Origin of the sequence: Corynebacterium sp. KPL1814, from assembly GCF_000478175.1 — a bacterium.
Classification (GTDB): Bacteria; Actinomycetota; Actinomycetes; order Mycobacteriales; family Mycobacteriaceae; genus Corynebacterium.
Window position 1 is genome coordinate 709380 of sequence record NZ_KI515774.1, and the last position, 22824, is coordinate 732203.

Annotated in this window: 20 protein-coding genes; 14 read left to right on the top strand and 6 right to left on the bottom strand. The window is 58.0% G+C overall.

What is annotated here, in order from left to right; all coding sequences use genetic code 11:
* Window positions 1-1725 (bottom strand): polyprenol phosphomannose-dependent alpha 1,6 mannosyltransferase MptB, encoded by a 1725-nt coding sequence (mptB, locus tag HMPREF1257_RS03330; RefSeq protein WP_023022424.1) that lies wholly within the window; start codon window positions 1723-1725, stop codon window positions 1-3.
* Window positions 1726-1940: 215 nt separating this feature from the next.
* Between mptB and HMPREF1257_RS03335 the strand changes: the two genes are divergently transcribed.
* The 7 genes from HMPREF1257_RS03335 to HMPREF1257_RS03365 are packed head-to-tail and all read left to right on the top strand — an operon-like array spanning window position 1941 to window position 8213.
* Window positions 1941-2678 carry a metalloregulator ArsR/SmtB family transcription factor gene (locus HMPREF1257_RS03335; RefSeq protein WP_023022422.1) on the top strand — a complete coding sequence of 246 codons (738 nt, stop codon included), beginning with the start codon at window positions 1941-1943 and terminating at the stop codon, window positions 2676-2678.
* The gene (sufB, locus tag HMPREF1257_RS03340; protein ID WP_023022420.1) at window positions 2675-4114 is read left to right on the top strand and encodes a Fe-S cluster assembly protein SufB; all 1440 of its coding nucleotides are present in this window, start codon (window positions 2675-2677) and stop codon (window positions 4112-4114) included. The genes HMPREF1257_RS03335 and sufB overlap by 4 nt, the downstream gene beginning before the upstream one ends.
* Before the next feature lie 4 nt (window positions 4115-4118).
* A complete protein-coding gene (gene sufD, locus HMPREF1257_RS03345) occupies window positions 4119-5273 on the top strand; it encodes a Fe-S cluster assembly protein SufD (RefSeq protein WP_023022419.1) in 1155 nt (384 codons plus the stop codon).
* Window positions 5274-5303: 30 nt separating this feature from the next.
* On the top strand, window positions 5304-6062 hold the full coding sequence (sufC, locus tag HMPREF1257_RS03350; protein WP_005279139.1) for a Fe-S cluster assembly ATPase SufC: 759 nt from the start codon (window positions 5304-5306) through the stop codon (window positions 6060-6062).
* Window positions 6063-6108: 46 nt separating this feature from the next.
* Complete coding sequence (locus HMPREF1257_RS03355) at window positions 6109-7353, top strand: cysteine desulfurase (RefSeq protein ID WP_023022417.1); 1245 nt, start codon at window positions 6109-6111, stop codon at window positions 7351-7353.
* Complete coding sequence (gene sufU, locus HMPREF1257_RS03360; RefSeq protein ID WP_005279143.1) at window positions 7353-7805, top strand: Fe-S cluster assembly sulfur transfer protein SufU; 453 nt, start codon at window positions 7353-7355, stop codon at window positions 7803-7805. Before HMPREF1257_RS03355 ends, sufU begins: the two co-directional genes overlap by 1 nt.
* A complete protein-coding gene (locus HMPREF1257_RS03365) occupies window positions 7806-8213 on the top strand; it encodes a metal-sulfur cluster assembly factor (RefSeq protein WP_005279145.1) in 408 nt (135 codons plus the stop codon).
* 102 nt (window positions 8214-8315) lie between these two features.
* Here the strand turns inward: HMPREF1257_RS03365 and HMPREF1257_RS03370 are convergent, their stop codons facing one another.
* Window positions 8316-9506 carry an IS1249 family transposase gene (locus HMPREF1257_RS03370; protein WP_034659221.1) on the bottom strand — a complete coding sequence of 397 codons (1191 nt, stop codon included), beginning with the start codon at window positions 9504-9506 and terminating at the stop codon, window positions 8316-8318.
* A gap of 218 nt (window positions 9507-9724) precedes the next feature.
* Between HMPREF1257_RS03370 and HMPREF1257_RS03375 the strand changes: the two genes are divergently transcribed.
* Window positions 9725-11356, top strand: coding sequence for an ABC-F family ATP-binding cassette domain-containing protein (locus tag HMPREF1257_RS03375; protein WP_034659222.1), 1632 nt, complete (start codon window positions 9725-9727; stop codon window positions 11354-11356).
* Between the two features lie 5 nt (window positions 11357-11361).
* Complete coding sequence (locus tag HMPREF1257_RS03380) at window positions 11362-12690, top strand: DUF2254 domain-containing protein (protein WP_023022411.1); 1329 nt, start codon at window positions 11362-11364, stop codon at window positions 12688-12690.
* Between the two features lie 58 nt (window positions 12691-12748).
* Here the strand turns inward: HMPREF1257_RS03380 and HMPREF1257_RS03385 are convergent, their stop codons facing one another.
* Both HMPREF1257_RS03385 and HMPREF1257_RS03390 read right to left on the bottom strand, forming a co-directional pair.
* On the bottom strand, window positions 12749-14113 hold the full coding sequence (locus tag HMPREF1257_RS03385) for a PFL family protein (RefSeq protein ID WP_023022409.1): 1365 nt from the start codon (window positions 14111-14113) through the stop codon (window positions 12749-12751).
* A gap of 1 nt (window position 14114) precedes the next feature.
* The gene (locus tag HMPREF1257_RS03390) at window positions 14115-14384 is read right to left on the bottom strand and encodes an ACT domain-containing protein (RefSeq protein WP_023022407.1); all 270 of its coding nucleotides are present in this window, start codon (window positions 14382-14384) and stop codon (window positions 14115-14117) included.
* A 116-nt stretch (window positions 14385-14500) separates the two neighbouring features.
* On the opposite strand from HMPREF1257_RS03390, the gene HMPREF1257_RS03395 reads away from it, so the two are divergent.
* The 5 genes from HMPREF1257_RS03395 to HMPREF1257_RS03415 all read left to right on the top strand — a co-directional run bounded on the left by HMPREF1257_RS03395 (window position 14501) and on the right by HMPREF1257_RS03415 (window position 18867).
* Window positions 14501-15169, top strand: coding sequence for an NAD(P)H-binding protein (locus HMPREF1257_RS03395; RefSeq protein WP_023022405.1), 669 nt, complete (start codon window positions 14501-14503; stop codon window positions 15167-15169).
* Between the two features lie 13 nt (window positions 15170-15182).
* A complete protein-coding gene (locus HMPREF1257_RS03400) occupies window positions 15183-16160 on the top strand; it encodes a nucleoside hydrolase (RefSeq protein WP_023022403.1) in 978 nt (325 codons plus the stop codon).
* A gap of 123 nt (window positions 16161-16283) precedes the next feature.
* The gene (locus HMPREF1257_RS03405) at window positions 16284-17030 is read left to right on the top strand and encodes an ECF transporter S component (RefSeq protein ID WP_023022400.1); all 747 of its coding nucleotides are present in this window, start codon (window positions 16284-16286) and stop codon (window positions 17028-17030) included.
* Window positions 17030-17722: an energy-coupling factor transporter transmembrane protein EcfT gene (locus tag HMPREF1257_RS03410; protein ID WP_023022398.1), complete on the top strand. Its 693-nt coding sequence runs from the start codon at window positions 17030-17032 to the stop codon at window positions 17720-17722. The genes HMPREF1257_RS03405 and HMPREF1257_RS03410 overlap by 1 nt, the downstream gene beginning before the upstream one ends.
* Window positions 17713-18867: an ATP-binding cassette domain-containing protein gene (locus HMPREF1257_RS03415; RefSeq protein WP_023022396.1), complete on the top strand. Its 1155-nt coding sequence runs from the start codon at window positions 17713-17715 to the stop codon at window positions 18865-18867. The genes HMPREF1257_RS03410 and HMPREF1257_RS03415 overlap by 10 nt, the downstream gene beginning before the upstream one ends.
* Before the next feature lie 69 nt (window positions 18868-18936).
* On the opposite strand, the gene HMPREF1257_RS03420 is transcribed toward HMPREF1257_RS03415, so the two are convergent.
* Both HMPREF1257_RS03420 and can read right to left on the bottom strand, forming a co-directional pair.
* On the bottom strand, window positions 18937-19512 hold the full coding sequence (locus HMPREF1257_RS03420) for a TetR/AcrR family transcriptional regulator (RefSeq protein ID WP_023022394.1): 576 nt from the start codon (window positions 19510-19512) through the stop codon (window positions 18937-18939).
* Between the two features lie 194 nt (window positions 19513-19706).
* Entirely contained in the window at window positions 19707-22523 is a 2817-nt protein-coding gene (gene can / locus HMPREF1257_RS03425; RefSeq protein ID WP_023022392.1) for an aconitate hydratase, read from the bottom strand.
* Window positions 22524-22824 lie beyond the last annotated feature (301 nt).

A 22824-nucleotide genomic window follows, 5' to 3' on the forward strand; every position in this document is an offset into this window, starting at 1 on the left:
CTAGTTTAAGACACGGATTCCGTTTCGGCGCATTGCAACCCACCACACGCCGGCTACTACGGCGAATGTGCAGGCAGCGGCGATATAAATGGAAAGCACCGTCCCGGCAGGCAAACCCAAGCCGCGCGGTAGGACGAAAAAGCTCATCGCGCCGGTATAGGCAACGACGCTAAACCGGAAGATGTGCCGGTTCGCCCACGCCGCCAACGGCAAAACGGCCCAGAGGATGTACCACGGGTGGACCACTGGGAAGAAGATAACGAGCACGAGGGTAGAGATTCCCAGCCCGCCCACGGGGTGGATATATCCGCGCAGCGTGGCAAAGAGCATGCGGGACATGAAGGCGACGGCGACCAAGACGCCGAAACTGCGCGTGATGGTCAATATGGCATCGGTGTGGTCCCCAAGGCCTAAAAACATGCCGAGGAAACCGGCGCCCACTCCCGTGGCCGTGGATAGGGAAAGCCAGGAGCGAATCGTGGCGGCTCCGCCTTGCCCGGTAATCCACCCGAGGTTAATGCCCGTGATGATACTGATGAGCGCAATGGTGACTACGAGCACCGCGCCCTGCACGGCAATGGCTATAAATAAGGCCCGCCAGCGCGGCACGCGCGCCTGCACGTGCAGGTGGCGGGCATACGCCATGCCGATAAAGCCGAGCCCAATAAAGCCGGTGACCTTGACCATTCCGGCGCAGGATAGGAAAAAGCCAGAGGCTATAAGCGCAACGTAGGCTCCTCTTTTATCCTGCCCCAGCTTATCGATGCCCCTTAATCCAAGCTCCATGCCCAGCAACGACAATCCAAGCATGATGGATTCATTATGGATACCGCCGACGAGGTGAAGGATGGTCAGCGGGTTCAAGATGCCGAGCCATAGTGCGGAGGCAGGGGAGACGCGGCATCGCTGAGCAAGCTGTGTGATGGCCCAGCCGGCCACGATGATGCCCACGATGGAAAGTAGGCGGTGGGCGATGACGCCTAAGACAATGGAATTTCCGGTGATGATGCTGACGATGGCCGCCAGCCCCAAGGCAACGGGCCCATATGGTGACGGTGAATTCGCCCAGATAAACGGAACGGAGCGCGCGAGCTCGTTGCCAGCGCCCAAGAGCTGAACTGGGCCGGCGGAATAGGGATCCATCCCTTGGGCCACGATGGAGCCATTGGCCAAATAAGAATAGATGTCTTGGGTAAATAAGGGTGCGGTAAAGATGAGGGGGATGATCCACCCAGCCCACGTGATCCACAGCTGGCGCGGGGAGACCAGCCGGCGGGAGCGATCGCTGGTGGGCTCGCCGGGTCGCGCCTGGCGCAGCGGGGTGCCCACGAAGGGGGCGAGGAAAATCCAGGCCGTTACTAAAAGCCCCACGCCCACCATGACGAGGGCGGACGAGGTCTGCAGCATACGCGACATGAGCGAGCCAAATGGCACATTGTCATAAGGGTTGCCCACTACAGGCAGCGCGCCTGCTCCCAAAGCGCCAAAGGCAATGAGGAGGGAACCGACGGTTCCGGCCCACCGCAAGATGAAAAAGGTGCGCTTTTGGGAGACCGTGGTGTGCTGCAGTTCCTCTGGCGCTTGGGTGATGAAATCGTAGCGAGTATCCCCGGCTTGCGCGCCGGTGCCTTCGGCGTGCAGCTGCGCGGAACGAGAACCTGCGGTGCCCAAGCGCGGCAATTCTGCCTTAACGCTCTCGAGCACTCCCCGTAGTTTCCCTTTCATGGCTTAAGACCTTACGCGAGGACCGTGGGGTGGGAAATTCACCCCCGCCGCCACGCCCGGTGACTGCAATGGTGGCATTCCGGAATGAATTAAGGAACACTAGTGTTGTCTAATGATGAAAGCGCAGTTATGGCGCTTGCGTAGCGACGGCATTTCCGGCGCGACGGAGCGCGGTGACTGCAGGCAACTGACCTAAGGAAGGGAGGTTTTAGGGCATGGCTAACTCACAGCGCGCGGCAGCGGCGCATGTGGCGGTGAAAGAATCACGGTCCACGGATGGTGATACCCGCCGCCAGGTACTGCTGCTATTGCTTAAGGACGGCCCTGTAACCGCCTCTTACCTGGGTGAGCGCCTTGGTCTTTCGACCGCCGGGATCCGCCGGCATTTAGACATTCTGGTGGAAGAAGAACTAACGGAAGTTGTCGAGCGCCGTCCAGTTTCTCGTTCGCGGATGCATTCCGGAGCGGGTCGTGGGCGACCGGCAAAACACTTCCGCCTGACGGATCGTGGGCGTGCGCAATTTGGCCACGCCTATGATGAATTAGCTTCTGAAGCGTTGACCGCGCTGCGCTCTGCGGGCGGTTCAGAGGCTGTGAAGAACTTCGCTAAGGCTCGTTTTGAGCGCATCATCGCCGATGTGCGTCCCTTCGTGGACGCGGAAGAATCGGTCGAGGAAGTAGCGCGCAAACTGGCTGAAACCCTGGATAAGCACGGGTACGCCGCAACCGTGGACCGTGCGGGCCAGGGCGTGCAAATCTGTCAACACCACTGCCCGGTTGCCCATGTGGCGGCCGAGCACCCTGAACTGTGCGAGGCAGAGCAGGAAGTCTTTTCCGCCCTCTTAGGCAAACACGTACAACCTTTGGCTTCTATCGCAGATGGCCACGGAATTTGTACCACGAATATCCCCTTGACACCTGTCAAAACTAATACTGAAAGGAGCGAGTCATGACCCAGGCACAATCGGCACCTGATAACAAGATGACCGATGATGAGATCATCGATTCTATTGGTGCGTATGAGTACGGCTGGCACGACTCGGACTCGGCCGGCGCTTCTGCCGCCCGTGGCCTGAACGAGGACGTTGTCCGCGATATTTCCGCAAAGAAGGGCGAGCCCGAGTGGATGCTGAACCAGCGTCTCAAGGCCCTGGATATCTTTGATAAGAAGCCCATTCCCACTTGGGGCGCGGATCTCTCCGGCATCGACTTTGACCAGATCAAGTACTACGTCAAGTCCACCGAAGAGCAGGCGCAGACCTGGGACGACCTCCCGGATGATATTAAGGCCACCTACGATAAGCTGGGCATCCCTGAGGCAGAAAAGCAGCGTTTGGTTGCCGGCGTGGCCGCACAGTACGAGTCTGAGGTTGTCTACCACCAGATTCGCGAAGACCTGGAAAGCCAGGGCGTTATCTTCGTCGATACCGATACCGCGCTGCGCGATTACCCAGAGCTTTTTAAGGAACACTTCGGCACCGTTATTCCTGCCGGTGACAATAAGTTCTCCGCGCTTAACTCTGCAGTGTGGTCCGGCGGCTCCTTCATTTACGTTCCGAAGGGCGTGCACGTTGATATCCCGCTGCAGGCCTACTTCCGTATTAATACCGAGAACATGGGCCAGTTCGAGCGCACCCTTATCATCGTGGATGAGGATGCCTACGTTCACTACGTGGAAGGCTGCACCGCGCCCATCTACAAGTCGGACTCCCTGCACTCCGCGGTGGTGGAGATCATCGTGAAGAAGGGCGGCCGCTGCCGCTATACGACGATTCAGAACTGGTCCAGCAACGTCTACAACCTGGTGACCAAGCGCACCAAGGTGGAAGAGGGCGGCACCATGGAATGGGTCGATGGCAATATCGGCTCCAAGGTCACCATGAAGTACCCGGCCGTGTGGATGACCGGTCCGCACGCTAAGGGTGAGGTGCTTTCCGTCGCCTTCGCTGGCGAGGGACAGTTCCAGGACACCGGTGCGAAGATGACGCACATGGCGCCCTACACCTCCTCCAATATCGTCTCCAAGTCCGTTGCCCGCGCCGGCGGTCGCGCTGCCTACCGCGGACTGGTGCAGGTCAACCAAAATGCGCACCACTCCACGTCCAACGTGGAATGTGACGCCTTGCTCGTGGACAATATCTCGCGTTCGGACACATACCCGTATAACGACATCCGCAACGAGTACGTCACGCTGGGCCACGAGGCTACCGTTTCGCAGGTTTCTGAAGAACAGCTGTTCTACCTCATGTCCCGCGGCATTGCGGAAGAAGAAGCAATGGCAATGATCGTGCGTGGCTTCGTTGAGCCGATTGCTAAGGAGCTGCCGATGGAGTACGCCCTCGAGCTCAACCGCCTCATCGAACTGCAAATGGAAGGATCGGTCGGCTAAAGAAATGGTCGCTTCGAACGAATTCAATCCGGATAAGATCACCAAGGGTGACGTCTTTACCTCTACCAACGTGGAGGATTTCCCGGTACCGCACGGCCGCGACGAGGTGTGGCGCTTTGTTTCCCTCCGCAAGCTGCGGGGCCTGCACAACGGGGAATTTGCTCAAGCGGTGGCCCAGGATGTGAAGGTAAGCGAGCACCCCGGCGTTTCTGCGGAGACTGTAAGCCGCGACGATGAGCGTCTTGGCCGCGTGGGCAAGCCTTCTGACCGCGTGGCCGCCCAGGCATGGACCTCCATGCCGGAAGGTCAAGTGGTAACCGTTGACCCCGAGGTGCAGGTGGAAGATCCCATCACCATTACCTATACGGGTAAGGGCGAGGACGTGACCTCCTTCGGTGCCACCTCCATTGAGGTAGGCCACCATGCGGAGGCCACCGTGGTGCTGAAGTACGTTGGCTCTGGCACCCATGCGGATAACGTGGAGTTCATCCTCGGCGATGGCGCGCACCTGACCGTCATCGTGGATGTCGACTGGGAAAACGACGCGGTGCACCTGTCCAACCAGGTAGCTCAGGTAGGACGCGATGCAGTGCTGCGCCATAACTCTGCCATCTTCGGCGGCGAGGTCGTGCGCATCGTCCCACGCGTGAACTTCACCGCTCCTGGCGGCGATGCCGAGTTGCTGGGCGTGTACTTCGCCGATTCTGGTCAGTACTTCGAAAACCGCATGCTCGTGGATCACTCGGTTCCGAATTGTCGCTCCAATGTCCTGTACAAGGGCGCATTGCAGGGTGAGAAGAAGAACGAGGCTCGTACCTGCTGGGTGGGAGACGTGCTTATCCGCTCCAACGCACAGGGCACCGATACCTATGAGACGAATAATAACCTCATCCTCACGGACGGTGCGCGCGCTGACGCCATCCCGAACTTGGAAATCGAAACCGGTGAAATCACCGGCGCCGGCCACGCCGCAACGGTGGGACGCTTTGACGATATCGAGCTGTTCTACCTGATGTCCCGCGGCATTCCGGAGGCAGAGGCTCGTCGCCTCATCATTCGTGGCTTCTTCAATGAGGTCATCCACCGCATTCCGGTGCAATCCCTGTCCGAGGAACTGGAAAACCGCATTTCCGAAGAACTGGAAAAGATCTCCGCTTAACGCACTTACAGAAGGAAACCCACAAAAACTATGTCTACTCTGGAAATTAAGAATCTCCACGCCCAGGTTCTGCCGAATGAAGAAAACGGCGAGCCCAAGGAAATCCTGAAGGGCGTCAACCTCACCATCAACTCCGGCGAGATCCACGCCATCATGGGACCGAACGGCTCCGGCAAGTCCACCTTGTCCTACACCATTGCCGGTCACCCGAAGTACGAGGTCACCGAGGGCGAGGTGCTTCTCGATGGCGAAAATCTCCTCGACATGCCCGTTGACGAGCGCGCTCGCGCCGGCCTGTTTTTGGCCATGCAGTACCCCACCGAGGTCCCTGGCGTGAAGGTATCGCAGTTCATGCGCTCCGCCGTGACTTCCATCCGCGGCGAGGCCCCCAAGCTGCGCGAGTGGAATAAGGAACTTACTGAGGCTCGCGAGAACCTGAAGATTGATAAGTCCTTCATCTCCCGCTCCGTCAACGAGGGCTTTTCCGGTGGCGAGAAGAAGCGCCACGAGGTCATGCAGCTGGACATCTTAAAGCCCAAGTTCGCGGTCATGGATGAGACCGACTCCGGCTTGGACGTTGACGCGCTGCGCATTGTTTCTGATGGCATCAACCGCTACCAGGATGACACCAATGGCGGCATCTTGATGATTACCCACTACAAGCGCATCCTGAACTACGTCCAGCCTGATTTCGTGCACGTATTCGCTAACGGTCAGGTTGTTAAGACCGGCGGGGCCGAGTTGGCAGACCAGCTTGAGTCTGACGGCTACGACCAGTTCCTGCAGTAAAGACCAGCCCAGTGCTGGTTCATCCTCGATGAATCGAAGAAGTTTTATGTCTGGATTTGATGTAAACGCAATTAGGGAGCAGTTCCCAATCCTGCAGCGCACCGTGCGCGGCGATAAGCCGCTGGTGTACCTGGATTCGGGGGCTACCTCCCAGCGCCCGCTGCCGGTATGGAAGGCAGAGGAGGAGTTCGTTCTCCATACCAACGCCCCGGTTCACCGCGGCTCGTACCAGCTGGCTGAGGAGGCGGATAACGCCTATGAGTCGGCCCGGCAGGCCATTGCCGCCTTTGTTGGCGCGGATCGCGATGAGATTGCCTTTGCGAAAAACGCCACCGAGGCGCTTAATGAGGTTGCCTATACGCTTTCTGATGAGCGCGCGGGCGAGCTCTATGTAGGAGAGGGCGATACCGTCGTCATCACGGAGCTCGAGCATCACGCTAACCTCGTGCCGTGGCAAGAGCTCTGTGAGCGCACTGGTGCCACCTTGAAGTGGTACTCGTTGACTGACGATGGCCGCATCGACTTGGATTCGCTTGAGCTCGACGAGTCCGTCAAGGTTGTTGCGTTTACTCATCAGTCCAATGTGACTGGAGCGGTATCCGATGTCGAGGAGATGGTGCGCCGCGCCCGCGCGGTGAATGCCATGGTGGTGCTCGATGCCTGCCAATCCGTCCCGCACATGCCGGTAGATTTCCATGCCTTGGATGTGGATTTCGCCGCATTCTCAGGCCACAAGATGTGTGGCCCCAATGGTGTGGGCGTGCTCTACGGCAAGGACGAGTTGCTGCGCAAGCTTCCTCCATTCCTCACGGGTGGATCCATGATCGAGGTAGTGAAGATGGAAGGCACCACCTTCGCGGAACCGCCAACGCGGTTTGAAGCCGGAACGCAGATGACCAGCCAGGTCGTCGGCCTCGGTGCAGCGGTGAAGTTCCTCGAGGAGGTGGGGATGGATAATATCCATGCCCACGAGCAGAAGCTCACCGCCTATGCCTTGGAGCAGCTTCGTGAGATTCCTGGCCTGCGCATCATCGGCCCAGAAACGGCTGAAAACCGTGGCGCGGCCATCTCCTTTACCGTGGAAGGCGTTCACCCGCACGATTTGGGGCAGGTGCTCGATGACCAGGGCGTATCCATCCGCGTAGGTCACCACTGCGCATGGCCGCTGCACCGCGCCTGCGGTGCACAGTCCACCGCGCGCGCCAGCTTTTACCTATACAACACGGAAGCCGAAGTAGATAAGCTGGTAGAAGCCATTAAGGCCGCCCGCGATTTCTTTGGAGTTGCCTAATGAATCTTGATTCGATGTACCAAGACGTGATCTTGGATCACTATAAAAATCCGCAACACGCGGGGTTGCGCGAGCCGTTCCAGGCAGAGGTCCACCACGTGAACCCCTCATGCGGTGATGAGCTCACGTTGCGCGTCAACCTTTCCGCAGATGGCAAGACCGTTGAGGATGTGTCCTACGACGCCGAAGGCTGCTCCATCTCCCAAGCATCGACGTCCGTCATGGCGGAAGAGATCGTCGGCCTGCCCTTGGAGGAAGCCAATAAAAAGCTTGCCGAGTTTGAAAAGATGGTTACCTCGCGTGGCCAGGACGAAGGCGATGAGGACATCATCGGCGATGGTGTTGCCTTTGCAGGCGTTTCTCAATACCCGGCACGAGTTAAATGCGCGCTGCTAGGGTGGAAGGCTTTTCAGGCCGCCACCGCAGATGCGCTCAATGAAGTGGAGAAGTAAATGACCGATCCCGTAGATCCTTACCAGAACGAGAATTCGTCCTTCAGCGCAGGCGGTGAGCGGCCGGAGCAGACGGAAGAACAGCTGTCGAAGGCCTTTGACATCACCGAGTTCATGCGCGATGTCATCGACCCGGAGCTCGGCATCAACGTTGTTGACTTGGGCTTGGTCTATGACCTGTGGCTGGAAGAAGAAGATGGCAAAGAGCTCGCCATGATTAACATGACGCTTACCTCGCCGGCCTGCCCTTTGACCGATGTCATTGCGGAGCAGGTTGAGGACATCGTTACCGGCAAGAAGCTTGCCGATGGCGTGCGTATCAACTGGGTGTGGATGCCGCCTTGGGGCCCACACATGATTTCCGAAGAAGGCCGCGAGCAGCTCCAAGCTCTGGGCTTCGCGGTTTAATCACCACGGAATAGCGGGAAAGCGGCGGTAGTACTACCGCCGCTTTGGGTTAAGTAGCAAAATGTGTGTCTGGTGGGCGTGTCGTCGGTTGGGCGCCTTTTGTCATTTCATGGGTCCTTTTCTGATTCCTATGGAGTGTGAGTATTCGGTTGGGATAGCGTTGTCGTAGAAGGCTGGTCGGCCTGTTTCCGGGTCGGCTGTGTTGTGGTCTTCTGGGGTAAGGCCTTGGACTTTGGCGAGTTGGTCTTGCCCGAAATTGCACTGCCTGGCGATCTCTAATGGGTCGTCAGGCAGTTGTGTTTGTGAATACAGGTACCATTCCAGCATTTTGCGTTGTCGTTCTCCTGTTCTTCCACGGTGAGCATCAGCGATGCGTTTGAGCGGGGCGTTAACTCCGCCTTCGAGGCTGTTTGTCGTTGCTACCCAACGCTGTGGCATAAGAGCATGTGGTGGTGGCTTAAGGTAGGTAAATAGATGTTGTTTCTGCGAAAGGTTTCGCAGTGATTTATAGGCTTGGCGAACGCGTAAATGGGTCCATTCCCACTTACGGTTGGACCTGCGGCGGTGTGTAGGGGTCAGGGTTTTCTCGGAAAGGAAGTGTTTATAGACCTGGCCGAAGTCATGCAGGTTCTTCGTCCATTCCCGTGCTTGGTCTAGGGTGCTGATTTTGGTTAATTGCAGTGCTAGGCCATAGATGGCTTTGCCGGCATCGGTGCGTGGCCGGCTGGTGGTGTATCGGCGGATTACGCGTTGGGCATGGACTAGGCAGCGCTGGATTGGTGTGTGTGGCCAGCATGTTGCGATGGCTGATTGGGCGCCGAGTCCGCCATCAAGTACGACGCATAACGGTGGCGCTATGTTTTTAAGTAATTGAATATAGGCGTCGGTGGATTCCTTTTTAGCCCAGTGCCAGGCAATGACGTGGTCATGGCTTGCTGCGACAAGCAGGCAGCCTGCCGCGGTGTAGGTGCCGTCGATGAAGATTTGGTCGTAGATTCGGTGAGGGTCCGGGGTATTAGGGATATCGATAAGCCAAAAGGGTTCAAACCGGCGGTTGAGAGTCCACCGGCTTATTCCTTGTTGCTGAGCGAGCTGGTTCAATGACGTTGTAGATACCGCGTAGCGGTAGAAGGCGCGGAAGTCCCGGGACTGGGTATGGTCAGTTCGTTGGCGCGTTAGGGAGCTTCCGCAGTTGGGGTCTTTGCATCGCCATCTGGTTTTCCCTTTGGATGTTGTGCCATTTTTCTTCATCTGCCCTGCACAAATAGGGCATCGTGGTCGGTTAGTAGTCACCGGAAAATTCAACCAGCTCACCACATACCACATGCAGGTGCCATTCCGGTGGATTGAACAAAAAGCAGGGCCGAATAAGCCCCAGAAGCTTATTCAGCTCCTATTTAAACAAGCTAACCAGCGCTTACGCTGAAACCGAGACACACTTCCTGCTACTTAACCCGCCGCTTTTCTGCGTGAATTAGTGCCTTGTGCTTTGGTTGCTAGACTGGCTTGTCGTGATTGTGACCAATGATTTTGAGGTACGCGTAGGCGCCCGCACGCTTCTCGATGCCCCCGGACAGCACCTCCGCGTCCAACCCGGCGACCGCATCGGACTAGTGGGCCGCAATGGTGCGGGAAAGACCACGACCATGCGCATCTTGGCCGGTGAGACCGAGCCTTATGGGGGCGCGGTTTCTCGCTCGGGTCCGATTGGCTACCTTCCGCAGGATTCGCGTGAAGGCAATATCGAGCAAACCGCGCGCGAGCGCGTGCTCTCTGCCCGTGGGCTGGATGATATTAAGCGGCGGATGGCCAAGCAGCAAGAGCTGATGGAAACGGCCACGGATGAGAAGTTCCGTGACAAAGCTATCCGTAAATATTCCCGCCTGGAAGAACAATTCGATTCCTTGGGCGGTTACGAGGCCGACTCCGAGTGCGCTCAAATCTGCGATAACTTGGGGCTGCCGCAGCGCGTTTTAGACCAGCAGCTCAAGACGCTCTCGGGTGGCCAGCGCCGCCGCGTGGAGCTGGCGCAGATCCTTTTTGCCGCCAGCGAGGGCTCGGGTAAGTCCCAAACCACGTTGCTCCTCGATGAGCCGACAAACCACCTGGATGCGGACTCCATTGTCTGGCTCCGCCAGTTCCTGTCCAAGCATGAGGGCGGACTGGTCATGATTTCCCACGACGTGGAGTTGCTCGAGGCGGTCTGTAATAAGGTCTGGTTCCTTGATGCGGTGCGCGGCGAGGCGGACGTCTACAACATGGGCTATAAGAAGTATCTCGACGCACGTGCCACCGATGAGGCGCGGCGGCGCCGCGAGCGCGCGAATGCGGAAAAGAAGGCCTCCGCGCTGCAAAAGCAGGCCGCGAAATTGGGCGCGAAGGCCACCAAGGCCGCAGCGGCTAAGCAGATGCTGAACCGAGCCGAGCGCATGATGAATGACCTCGACGAGGTGCGCGTTGCGGATAAGGTAGCCAATATTAAATTCCCCGAGCCCGCCCCGTGCGGCAAGACGCCCATGAATGCCAAGGGCTTGACCAAGATGTATGGCTCGCTGGAGGTGTTCGCGGGCGTGGACCTGGCCATCGATAAGGGCTCCAGGGTCGTTGTCCTGGGATATAACGGTGCCGGTAAGACCACCTTGCTCAAGCTTTTGGCGGGCGAGGAGCGCACCGACGGCGAAGGGGGCATCGTCAGTGGCCACGGTTTGCGCATTGGTTACTTTGCCCAAGAGCACGACAATATCCACCCGGATAAGAGCGTCTGGGAAAATACCATCGAGGCGTGTCCCGATGCGGACCAGCAAGAGCTGCGCGGGCTGCTGGGTGCGTTTATGTTTTCTGGCGATAAACTGCAGCAGCCTGCTGGAACGCTGTCTGGCGGTGAGAAAACCCGCTTGTCGCTGGCCACTTTGGTCTCCAGCCGCGCGAACGTACTGCTTCTCGATGAGCCGACCAACAACCTCGACCCCATCTCCCGCGAGCAGGTGCTCGACGCGCTCAATACGTACACGGGCGCGGTGGTCTTGGTAACCCACGATCCGGGTGCGGTAAAGGCACTCGACCCTGAGCGCGTGATTATTATGCCGGACGGCGATGAAGATCTGTGGTCCGATGAGTACATGGAAATCGTCGAGCTGGCTTAAGCTACATGAAGACGCTAATCGAGAGGATGCCCGCCTGGCGGGATAAGTTTTGGGTCATTCCCGCTGTAGCGGTAGCAGTGGCCGTCGTGGCGGCCGAAGGCATGCTGGCGATCGACCGCAACTTCGATCTGGCGCTCTCTCGACTCTATGACGGCAGCGCGGAAAGCGCCCAGGGCCTGCTCACCGCCGTGGCCACCGCCACGCTGTCTCTGGCCGGCACCCTGTTTTTCATTACGCTGACCGCGCTTTCCGGCGTGGTGACGGTGATGGGTCCGCGCCTATTGCACGAGTTTTTAAAGGACCGTTCCATCCAGTCCACACTGGGGATCTACCTGGCAACCTTTACCTATTCGCTGCTATCTCTACGTGCCGTGCGTGCTGGTGGTGAAGGCAAGCAAGAACACGTCCCCTCGCTGAACGTCGCAGTCGATATTGCCTTGGCGCTGATATGCGTGGTCTTTTTGATTTATTTCATCGTCCACATCGCGCAGTCTATTAGCATGTCTCACGTGGTGCACGTGGTGGCCCAGGATGTGGAAGAGCACATGCGGCGCCTTATCGAGCGCGGTGAGGAAGAGAAAGTATCAAAGGCCCCGGGTTCGGATTTCTACGAATCCGCCGACGCAACCCGCAGCTCCCAAACGGGCTACCTAAAATTCGTGGACTACAAGTCCATTGCCCAAGCAGCCGCCGAAGAAGATTGTGCGGTTCACCTGGGCGTAGCCCCCGGCGATCTCGTGTTAGAAGGCGAAGTCATTGCCCACGGCGTGCCGCACATGCCGGAAAACATTGAAAAGCACATCGTGGTCACGCAGCACCGCGAGGATGCCTCCGCGCACGACCCGCGGTTCACAGCCCGGCACCTCGCGGAAATCGCCGCCCGTGCTTTAAGCACCGGAGTCAATGACCCCTATACAGTCATCGACATCATTGACCGCTTCACACAAATCTTGGTGGTCATAGGGGACAAGCGCCTGCCGCAGGGGATTATGCATATCGATGGCGAGTTCCGCCTGGATTATCAAACCTTTAGCTACGAGCAGATCATTGAGGCGATGTTCACCCAAATCCGCCGCGATGCGGCCGATAATGCTGAAATCTATCTCAGCCTGCTCAATAACCTGGCAAAGGTGGTGGCACTGCTGCGCACCGTGGAGCGCCGCAACGTCCTAGATGAAGCCGCGGAGGCTATCTACTCCGATGCGGGCCGCCAGGTCGGCGGCGAGGTGGAGCTGCGCCAGCTAGAGGATTCTTTTCAGCACTTCAAAGCGAACCTCGCCCGGTGGGAAGAATCCGAGAAACCGGGCGAGGAGAATGAAGACTCCGAGTCCTAGCGGAGCCTTGGCGCACTTTCCCTGGGCACGCTTGCCCTAGGTGTGGGGTACTCCACACCTAGTTACGGAAACCGTGCACAGGTGCGGGGATAAAGCCGCCGCGGTTAATGAACTGCGAGTTGCCCACCGTATTAACCGGGATGATAGGGGCATAGCCCAAAAGACCACCGAAGCTGACCTCATCGCCCACCTTGGCGCCAGGTACCGGAATGACGCGCACGGCCGTGGTCTTATGATTCATCACGCCGATGGCGGCTTCATCCGCAATCATGCCGGAAATCGTGGCCGCAGAGGTATCACCAGGCAGCGCAATCATGTCAAAGCCGACTGAGCAGATCGCGGTCATGGCTTCCAGCTTGTCCATGGAAATGGAACCGGACTTTACGGCATCGATCATGCCCCTGTCCTCAGAGACGGGGATGAATGAACCGGACAAGCCGCCCACGCGGGAGCATGCCATCATGCCGCCCTTCTTCACGGCATCGTTAAGCAGCGCCAAAGCCGCCGTCGTGCCGTGCGTGCCCACCTGATCCAGGCCCATGTGCTCGAGGATGTGCGCGACGGAATCGCCGAGTTCCGCCGTGGGGGCCAAGGAGAGGTCGATAATGCCGAAGGGAACGCCGAGGCGATCGGAGGCCATATTGCCCACGAGTTGGCCGGCACGGGTGATCTTGAAGGCGGCCTTTTTTACCTCCTCTGCAACCTGATCCAGGGTTGCGCCTTCCAAAGAACCGAGGGCGCGGTCCACCACGCCAGGGCCCGAGACTCCGACGGAAACGACGCAGTCGGGCTCCTCGATGCCGTGGAAAGCACCAGCCATAAACGGATTATCGCCCACGGAATTGGCAAAGACGACGAGCTTGGCGCAGGCGATTGCGGAATTATCTTTGGTGAGCTTTGCGGCTTCCTTGATGACCTCGCCCATCTGCTTCGTCGCATCCATATTGATGCCGGCGCGAGAGCTGGCGATATTGACCGAGGAACACACCACGTCCGTATCAGCCAAGGCTTCTGGGATCGAGGCAATGAGTTTTTGTTCTGCGCTCGTCGCACCCTTTTCCACCAGCGCGGAGTAGCCGCCGACGAAGTTAACGCCTACTTCCTTGGCGGCCTTGTCCAGCGCCCGTGCGGCATCGACGGGGTTGCCGTCCAAGCCTGCGACAACGAGGGAAATGGGGGTGACGGAGATGCGCTTGTTGACGATCGGGATGCCGAGCTCACCTTCGATGCCCTCGCATACCTCAACCAAGCGGCCCGCTTGCTGCGTTACGCGGTCATAGATGGCGTGGCAGGTTGCCTCCATGGTCGAGCGCGTGCATCCCAGCAGGGAAATGCCCATCGTTACGGTGCGGATATCGAGACGATAATTTTCGATCATCTCGATGGTGTCCAAGATATTGGTGGTATTAAAACGCGTGCTCATGTTAAATCTCGTTCATGGCGGTAAAGAGGTCTTCGGACTGAATGCGGATGGATTGCTGCTTTTCCTCCGCCACCGGGCGCATCCGCTCCTTAATGGTCTGGATGGACACGGCATCCGCGTCGAATTCGACGCGGAGGATCATGGTGAAGTAGTCACCCATCAGGGTTTGCGATACGTCAACGACGTTGATGCTGAGATCAGCAAGGGTCGTGGTTACTGCTGCGATGATTCCGGTGCTATCGGCACCTGTAACGGTCATAATGGCATACATAGTCAGTATTCTATCTGGTTCGGTGGGCAATGCTTACACCACGGTAGCGGCATGTAGTGACTTCGCTGCGGAAGTGTCGCTGCAGCATAAAAAATGCGCTGTTACGATGGGGCGCTATGACTGATACTAAGAAAAAGATTTTGTACATTGGCGGACACGGCAAGGTAGGACTGCTGGCGGCTCCAAAATTAGCGGCTGCCGGCCATGAGGTTCACTCGCTTATCCGTAACCCAGAACAGAAGGCCGATATCGAGCAGGCCAACGCTACGCCGGTTATTGCAGATATTACTGAGCAGTCCGTTGATCAGTGGGCGGAGCTTTTCGCAGATTATGACGCGGTTGTGTGGGGTGCCGGAAACGGTGGCCGTGGCGGTGCCGAGCTGACGTGGGCGGTTGACCGCGACGGTGCCTTGGCCGCCATCGAGGCCCTAGAAAAGCTGGGCAAGGATGTCCCGCAATTCGTCATGATTTCTTATGTCGGCTCCCAGGTCGCGACGACGGACCCAGCCGATGAGAAGTGGTACGCCTACGTGGAGTCCAAGAAGGAAGTAGACAACCGCTTGGCAGACAGCTCCATTCCGCACATCATCCTGAAGCCCGCTGGCCTGACGGAAGAGCCTGCGCAGGGGCTGGAATTCGCTGAGGACAAGATGCTACAGGAGGGCCAGACCTCGTCTCGTGACTTGGTGGCAGACGTCATCGTAGAGGTACTGGGCCGCGAAGAGCTTCCAACGTCTCCAGTCGTATTCGTCGACGGCGACAAGCCAGTAAGCTCCATTAAGTAATAGTCAGCCATCTATGAGTCTCTCGCGCCCAACCGTATTGCTCGACTGCGATCCAGGGATTGATGACTGCCTCGCCCTAATGTATTTGGCGGGGCTGCATCACGCAGGCGAGATCGAATTGGTGGGCGTGAGCACGACTGCTGGAAACGTCGAGGTCCAGCAGACTGCCGCCAATGCACGGTGGATTTTAGATCTCTGTGGATTGCCGGAAGTCCCCGTCGCCCCAGGGCGGCCGGCTCCACTCGAGGTCGAGCTGATCACGACACCTGAAACCCACGGGAAGTCCGGCTTGGGCTATCTTTCCGCGCCCGACCACGATTTCGGCGATATTCACTGGCAGGAGTTGTGGTCGACCGCGATTGCCCGCAACCCAGGTCTGTACCTCATCATTACTGGCCCGGTAACTAATTTGGCGGACTTCGAGCGGGCGCATGGCGATGCCGTTGCGCGGTGCGGCTCGATTATCATCATGGGCGGTGCCGTTAATTACCGCGGCAATACGACGCCGACCGCGGAATGGAATTTCTGGGTAGATCCGCACGCAGCAGCTCACCATTTTCGAACCTCAGCGGCACCACCCAGTACTCTCTGCTCGCTCGAGGTTACCGAGCAATTTCTCATCACCCCAGAACGGTTAGCAGAAATTGTGGGGCTGCTCGGCACCCACCCAATGGCTGATAAACTGCCGGAGATACTGCGGTTCTACTTCGAGTTCCATCAAGCGCAAGAAGAAGGCTACCAAGCCCAGATCCATGACCTTCTGACCTGCATCATCGCCCTAAAGAAGGTATCGTTCGAGGCGGTAGAAACGACTATTGACGTGGAAGCGGACTCTGCGCTGATGCGCGGGACCAGCGTCGCAGACCTCCGCAATCACTGGGATCGGCCGGCTAATGCCTCGCTGGTGACCAGCGCAGACATTCCAGCCTCCCACCGCGAATTCGACAGGGCGCTGCGCAGCTTGGGCGCGCGTGTTGCTCAAGGCGAATAAATCTTTTACCCTAATCCGCAGCGCATACGCCACATTTTCCTACGCTGAGGTGACATAGGCTGGGACCAAAAGAGCAGTGTGCCCCCATTCTCCTTTACACATTGATGGATTAGGAATACCTCTATGCCTCAGCTTTCTCTTACCCCTGCTCGCCGGGGGATGGTCATCGCGGGCGCCGCGCTAGTCGTCGCCACGTGGATCTACTTGGTGCTTTTTCGCCCGACCGATTGGGAGTCCGTAGCGGGCTCCGCCGAAGCCTTGATCACCTTGGCCGGCTACCTCATTGGTGCGGCTCTTTTGCTTGCCGGCACCGTGCCGTCCCTCCCGGCTCGTACCATCGCCATTATTCCCATCGCCTTGGTTCTTAATATCGTAGTGGGCCAAATCATCGGATCGAGCGGCATTCCGCTGTATATCGACTCCGTAGGAACCATCTTGGTAGCGGCCCTCGCGGGCCCCATCGCCGGGCTCGCTACCGGTACGTTGTCATCCGTGGTCTGGGGATTGCTCAACCCGATGGCGCTCCCATTCGCTGCCGTTTCCGCTGCGACCGGATTCCTTTCTGGCTGGGCCATTCAAAAGGGCGCGTTCACCAAGATCTGGAAGGTCATCGTCAGCGGCGCGATTATCGGCATCATCTGCGGCATGCTCGCCGCACCCGTAGCCGCCTTCGTCTACGGCGGTACGGCTGGTGTCGGTACCGGCGCGCTCACGTCCCTCTTCCGCGAACTGGGCAACTCTTTGATTGCATCCGTCACCATGCAGTCCCTCATCTCTGACCCACTGGATAAGGTCGTTGTATTCCTCATCGTGTGGGCTGCCGTGAAATCCTTGCCCAAGCGAACCCGGGAATCCTTGCAGCCTCGCTAATGTATCGCCTTCACCCGTCGACGGTCCTCACCATTGCTGCGTGCGGCTGGATACTTATCCTTGGGCTCAATAGCCCACTAGTCTCCGCGCTCGTGGCAAGTGCGATGCTTGCCTATGGCGTGTGGGCCACGAGATCCATCGCGATCGTCTTGGCATCCGGGGCGCTCTGTGTCCCAGTGGTCCTATCGATGTTAGTGATCCACGCCCCCTATGGTGATAACCAACTGATTCCGCTAGTCACAAGCGATGGCCTGCTCATTGCAGCCACACTAGCCCTGCGCTTTTTCGCGTTAATGGTGTGCTTCATCGTGGCGATGTCCGTGCTGCGAATTTCCGATATTGCGAAATGGCTACAAGTCTCGCGCGCGGGGCACAAAATTGCCTACATCGTTGGTGCTTCACTGCAATCTTTGCCTCAAGGCGCGCAGGCATGGCGGACCGTCCGCGATGCTAACCAGCTGGCCGGAATCAAAGTGACGTGGCGCAATACTATTTCTCGGGTGGTCATCCCGGTGATTTCGCGCCTATTGATTCAAGGCACCGAGCGCGGCCACGCCCTAGCCGCCGCGGGCTTTGATGAAGAGGGAACTAGGACCCTTTTGCGGCCGGTACCGGATTCTGCCGTGTCCCGCGTGCTGCGCTGCATCGTTCCCTTAGGAACCATAGGAGTCATGGTCTTTGTATGGATATAGACGATATTCAGCCGAGTAAAGGAACCGTCGTTCAAGTACTTGTTCCTTCGGATGCGATCGCGGAAAACGTAGCGCAAAAGCTAGGAGAAAAATTCTCGACGTCCGCCATCATCGGTACAGACTCGTCCGCCCAGATGAGCTATTTGCGCGATACCTGTATCGAAGAAGTAGTCCTAGGCCTAGAAAACCAAGGTGAGGACCCAGCGCGCATGCAGGTGCGGGGAGAGGAAATGCTCGCGGCTGTGGGCCTGAGCGATTACGCGGAGAAGAACCCCACCCAGCTCTCTGGTGGTCAGACCCGGAGGCTCGCAGCTGCGTGTGTGGCGATTCGCGAACCCGAGGTCCTTATTATTTGCGAGCCGAGCGCGGGTCTTGACCCCACATCGCTGGCGATGATGGTGAAGCTATTGCATTCGCTGCGCAATACCTGCGTTCTTGCTGTGTCATCGATGCATTGGCCCGAATTGGGCGGTCACGTCGTAGGAGAGATCCCGCAACCGGTCCCACTTAGCTTGGAAGCGATTTCGTCCCATGGACCGCGGGAAAATCTCGGCCCGCTTACGGCGCGCCGCGGACAAGAAAAGAAGCGGTGGTGGCAGTCGGCGAAGCCTTCCGGCACTACCTTTAGCGTCGGGCCAGTGACCATTCCCATCCGCAGCGGCAGTGTGACCTGGTTGCGCGGGGCAAACGGCACTGGAAAGACATCGCTTCTGCGCTCCGCCGCCGGCCTTGATGGGGCACAGCGCCCAGCTGAGCCCCGGGGATTGGTCCTCCAATCTCCTTATGACCAGGTAATATATTCCACCTTGGGTGACTTTGTTTCCGATAGCGCGTTACGGGAGCTACTAGAGCTTGATGCGGCTGAGCACCCATTGGATCTGCCCGCTTCCCGGCTCAGGCTGGCCCAAACTGCACATGTGGTGGGGATGGGCCACGCCATCGTGCTCATGGATGAGCCGGATAGCTTGCTTTCGCTAACGGATCGAGCGCTGATGCATCAACTGATTCATAGGACGCTGGAATCAGGAACGGCAATAATCCTTACGTGCCACGATCCAGGGTTCGTCGAAGAGATCGCGCAGTATGTCAGTATCCAAGAAGTGGAACTGTCCAGCACTGACGGCATCCAAGAAGACACCAACTAAGCGTGGCGGCGTTGAGTCGCTGCCTTCGCCTCCTGCTAAGAAATCAGAAAGGCGAAGGCTGGTGCGCGGTTAGCGCTGAGGCGAACTAGAACTCCGGATCGATTGCTCTACCAGATCGAGGACGCGCTCCAGGCTATCCGTATCTCCCAAGGCGAGCCTATTAATAAACCCATCCATGAAGGTTTCCAAATAGCGCACCAGGGTATCTATATCGACGTCGTCTCGCAGGCGGCCTTGCTCTGCGTTGGAGGCGAGGCGGGCGCGGATAGCCTCGTCACGAATGGACTGGTGCTCTTTCCAGCGCGCAGCAAATGATGGGTCCGTGCGCAATAGAGAAGTGATCTCTAGACGCGTGGCAAGCCAATCGTGGCGTTCTGGGTGACGCAACATTTCACGCATGACTTCGACGAGGCCATTATTAGCCACTACTTCCGCCTGGCGCGCGGCATCTTCGCGGGCTAAGGAAAGAAATAGAGATTCCTTGTCCCCAAAGTGGTGAAAAATGGCGCCACGTGATTTCCCGGTGGCTTGTTCTAAGAGGCGAACCGTCGCACCCTCATAGCCATGCTCGGCAAAGCAACGTCGCGCCCCAACGAGAATTTCGTGCCGCCGCCGATTTAACTCAGATTCACTCACGATTGGCATAGTGAGGTCGTCTCCTTTTAGGAATAATTAATACTTCAAGTTAAGTATGTTCTGAAACGAACATAGTACGACAATAAAGAAACGCGGGGCCGCAGAGCCCTCTACGGGAGAGAGCGGTGCGACCCCGCGTCTTCAAGCTCAGCGACGAGCACTAAGCCCAAAAAGCTTAGTACTTTTCCGTCGCATTAAGTGGCTTAGTTCGTCACCATCTGGCGCAGCACGTACTGCAGGATACCGCCGTGGCGGAAGTACTCTGCCTCACCCGGGGTGTCGATACGTACGTTAGCGTCGAACTCGACGGTGTCATCAGAGTCTTGCTTGGTAGCGGTGACGTGAACGGTCTTCGGGATGGAACCGTCGTTGAACTCGGTGATGCCTTCGATGTCGAAGGTCTCCGTACCGTCCAGCCCCAGGGACTCGTGGGACTCGCCGTCAGGGAACTGCAGTGGGATAACGCCCATACCGATGAGGTTCGAGCGGTGGATGCGCTCGAAGGACTCGGTGATGACTGCCTTTACGCCCAGAAGGTTGGTGCCCTTTGCAGCCCAGTCACGGGAAGAACCGGTGCCGTATTCCTTACCAGCAATAACGACCAGTGGGATGCCGGCTTCCTTGTAGTTCTCGCATGCATCGTAGATGTATGCCTGCGGTGCGCCCTCTTGGGTGAAGTCGCGGGTGTAACCACCGGTCTCATCCACCAGCTGGTTGGCCAAGCGGATGTTGGCGAAGGTACCGCGCATCATGACCTCGTGGTTACCGCGGCGGGAACCCAAGGAGTTGTAGTCAGAGCGGGAAACGCCGTTCTCATCCAGGTACTGCGCGGCCGGGGTGCCCGGCTTGATGGCAGAAGCAGGGGAGATGTGGTCGGTGGTGACGGAATCGCCCAGCTTCGCAAGAACGCGAGCGCCCTTGATGTCCTCAACTGGGTCCGGTTCGGTCGGCATGCCCTCGAAGTACGGAGCCTTGCGGATGTAGGTGGAGTCCTCATCCCACTCGAAGGTCTCGCCCTCTGGGACATCCAGGTTGCGCCATGCGTCGTCACCCTTGAAGACGTCGGCGTAGTCAGCCTCGTACATCTCGCGGGAGATAGCGGACTGGATGGTGTCCTCGATCTCCTGCGGGGTAGGCCAGATGTCCTTCAAGAAGACATCGTTGCCGTCTTCGTCCTGACCCAGCGGCTGGTTGTCGAAGTCGAAGTCCATGGTGCCGGCAATAGCGTAGGCGATGACCATGATTGGGGATGCCAAGTAATTCATCTTGACGTCCGGGGAGATACGGCCCTCGAAGTTGCGGTTACCGGACAGAACTGCGGTAGCTGCCAAGTCGTTCTCGTTGATGGCTGCAGAGACTTCCTCTGGCAGTGGGCCGGAGTTACCAATACAGGTGGTGCAACCGAAGCCGGACAGGTAGAAGCCCATGGCCTCGAGGTCCTTCCAGAGGTCTGCGCGCTGGAAGTAGCCATCGACAACCTGGGAACCAGGTGCACAAATGGTCTTAACCCATGGCTTGGAGCGCAGGCCCTTTTCGGCGGCCTTACGTGCAATCAAACCTGCACCCACCATGACGGATGGATTGGAGGTGTTGGTGCAAGAGGTGATGGAGGCAATTGCCACCATGCCGTGGTCAAGGGTGTACTCGCCACCGTTATCAGGTTCAACGGTGATCGGGTTGGAGTGACGTCCCTTAGCGCCAACGGCGGCGGACTCGCCGTGGCCCTCGCGCGACTTGTTCAAGCCACCAGTGACGTCCTCATCGCCAGGCGCGCCGCCCTCAGCGGACATGCGCTTTGCCTCAACGGAGGAGTCATCCACGCATACCTCGTCGGTGGTGTAGTTGGACAGATCCTTACGGAACTGTTCCTTGGCCTCCGAAAGGAGGATGCGGTCCTGCGGGCGCTTCGGGCCGGCGATGGATGGCTCAACGGTGGACAGATCGAGTTCGATGTACTCGGAGTACTCCGGCTCCGGAGTGTCCTCTGCCAGCCACATGCCCTGGGCCTTGGCGTACTGCTCCACGCGGTCGATCTGCTCTTGCGGACGACCGGTGAGCTCGAGGTACTTGGTGGTCTCTTCGTCGATGGGGAAGATGGCCGCGGTGGAACCGAACTCTGGCGACATATTGCCGATGGTGGCGCGGTTAGCCAGCGGGACGGACTTAACGCCGTTGCCGTAGAACTCTACGAACTTCTGGACAACGCCGTGCTCACGCAGCATCTCCGTAATGGTCAAGACGACGTCAGTTGCGGTAACGCCGGTCGGGATTTCGCCGGTGAGCTTGAAGCCCACTACCTTCGGGATGAGCATCGATACCGGCTGGCCAAGCATGGCAGCCTCTGCCTCGATGCCGCCAACACCCCAGCCCAGGATGCCCAGGCCGTTTTCCATGGTGGTGTGGGAGTCGGTACCGATACAGGTATCCGGGTATGCCAAGCCCTCGTTGTCAAAGACAACGCGGGACAGGTACTCAATGTTGACCTGGTGGACAATACCGGTTCCCGGAGGAACAACGCGGAAGTTGGAGAAGTTCTCAGCACCCCAACGCAGGAACTGGTAGCGCTCTTCGTTGCGCTGGTACTCGATTTCAACGTTCTTCTCAAGAGCGTCGGTGGAGCCAAAGGCCTCAACGATGACGGAGTGGTCAATAACCATCTCGGCCGGGTTTAGCGGGTTAACCTGGTCTGGCGTACCGCCAAGAGCGGAAACGGCCTCACGCATGGTTGCGAGGTCGACGACACAGGGAACACCGGTGAAGTCCTGCATGAGGACGCGGGCTGGGGTGAACTGGATTTCAGTATCCGGTTCGGACTTTGGGTCCCAATTGGCGAGGGCCTTGATGTGGTCCTCGTTTACATTCTTGCCGTCCTCATTGCGCAGCAGGTTTTCTGCCAGCACCTTGAGGGAGTACGGCAACTTCTCCATGCCAGGAACCGTGTTGATGTCAAAGTAGTCGTAAGACTTACCGTTGACATCAAGGGTCTTCTTGGCGTCGAAGGAGTTCAAGCTTTCAGTCACAGGGAGCTCCATTCCTTGTTGATAAACAGTCTGTTCTGTTTTGTACTCGCCGCCTACTGGAGTTGCGGGATAAGCAAAAGGTGCGCGACCACATAGTGGTCGAGACGAAGCCATGGGGCCCGCAGTGCCAAAGACGGCAAAGAACGCGATGGTTCACCTATTTATTGTAGAGGTAAAAACCTTCCGTTGCTTCAATTGTAACGGGACAAGCGTTCTGTTTAAAGCTTTTAGTCGCACTCGGCGCGTTTACTGTGTGGGCGGCGGCGGTAACCATTATCTTTAATGAAGAACGACTGAGGAA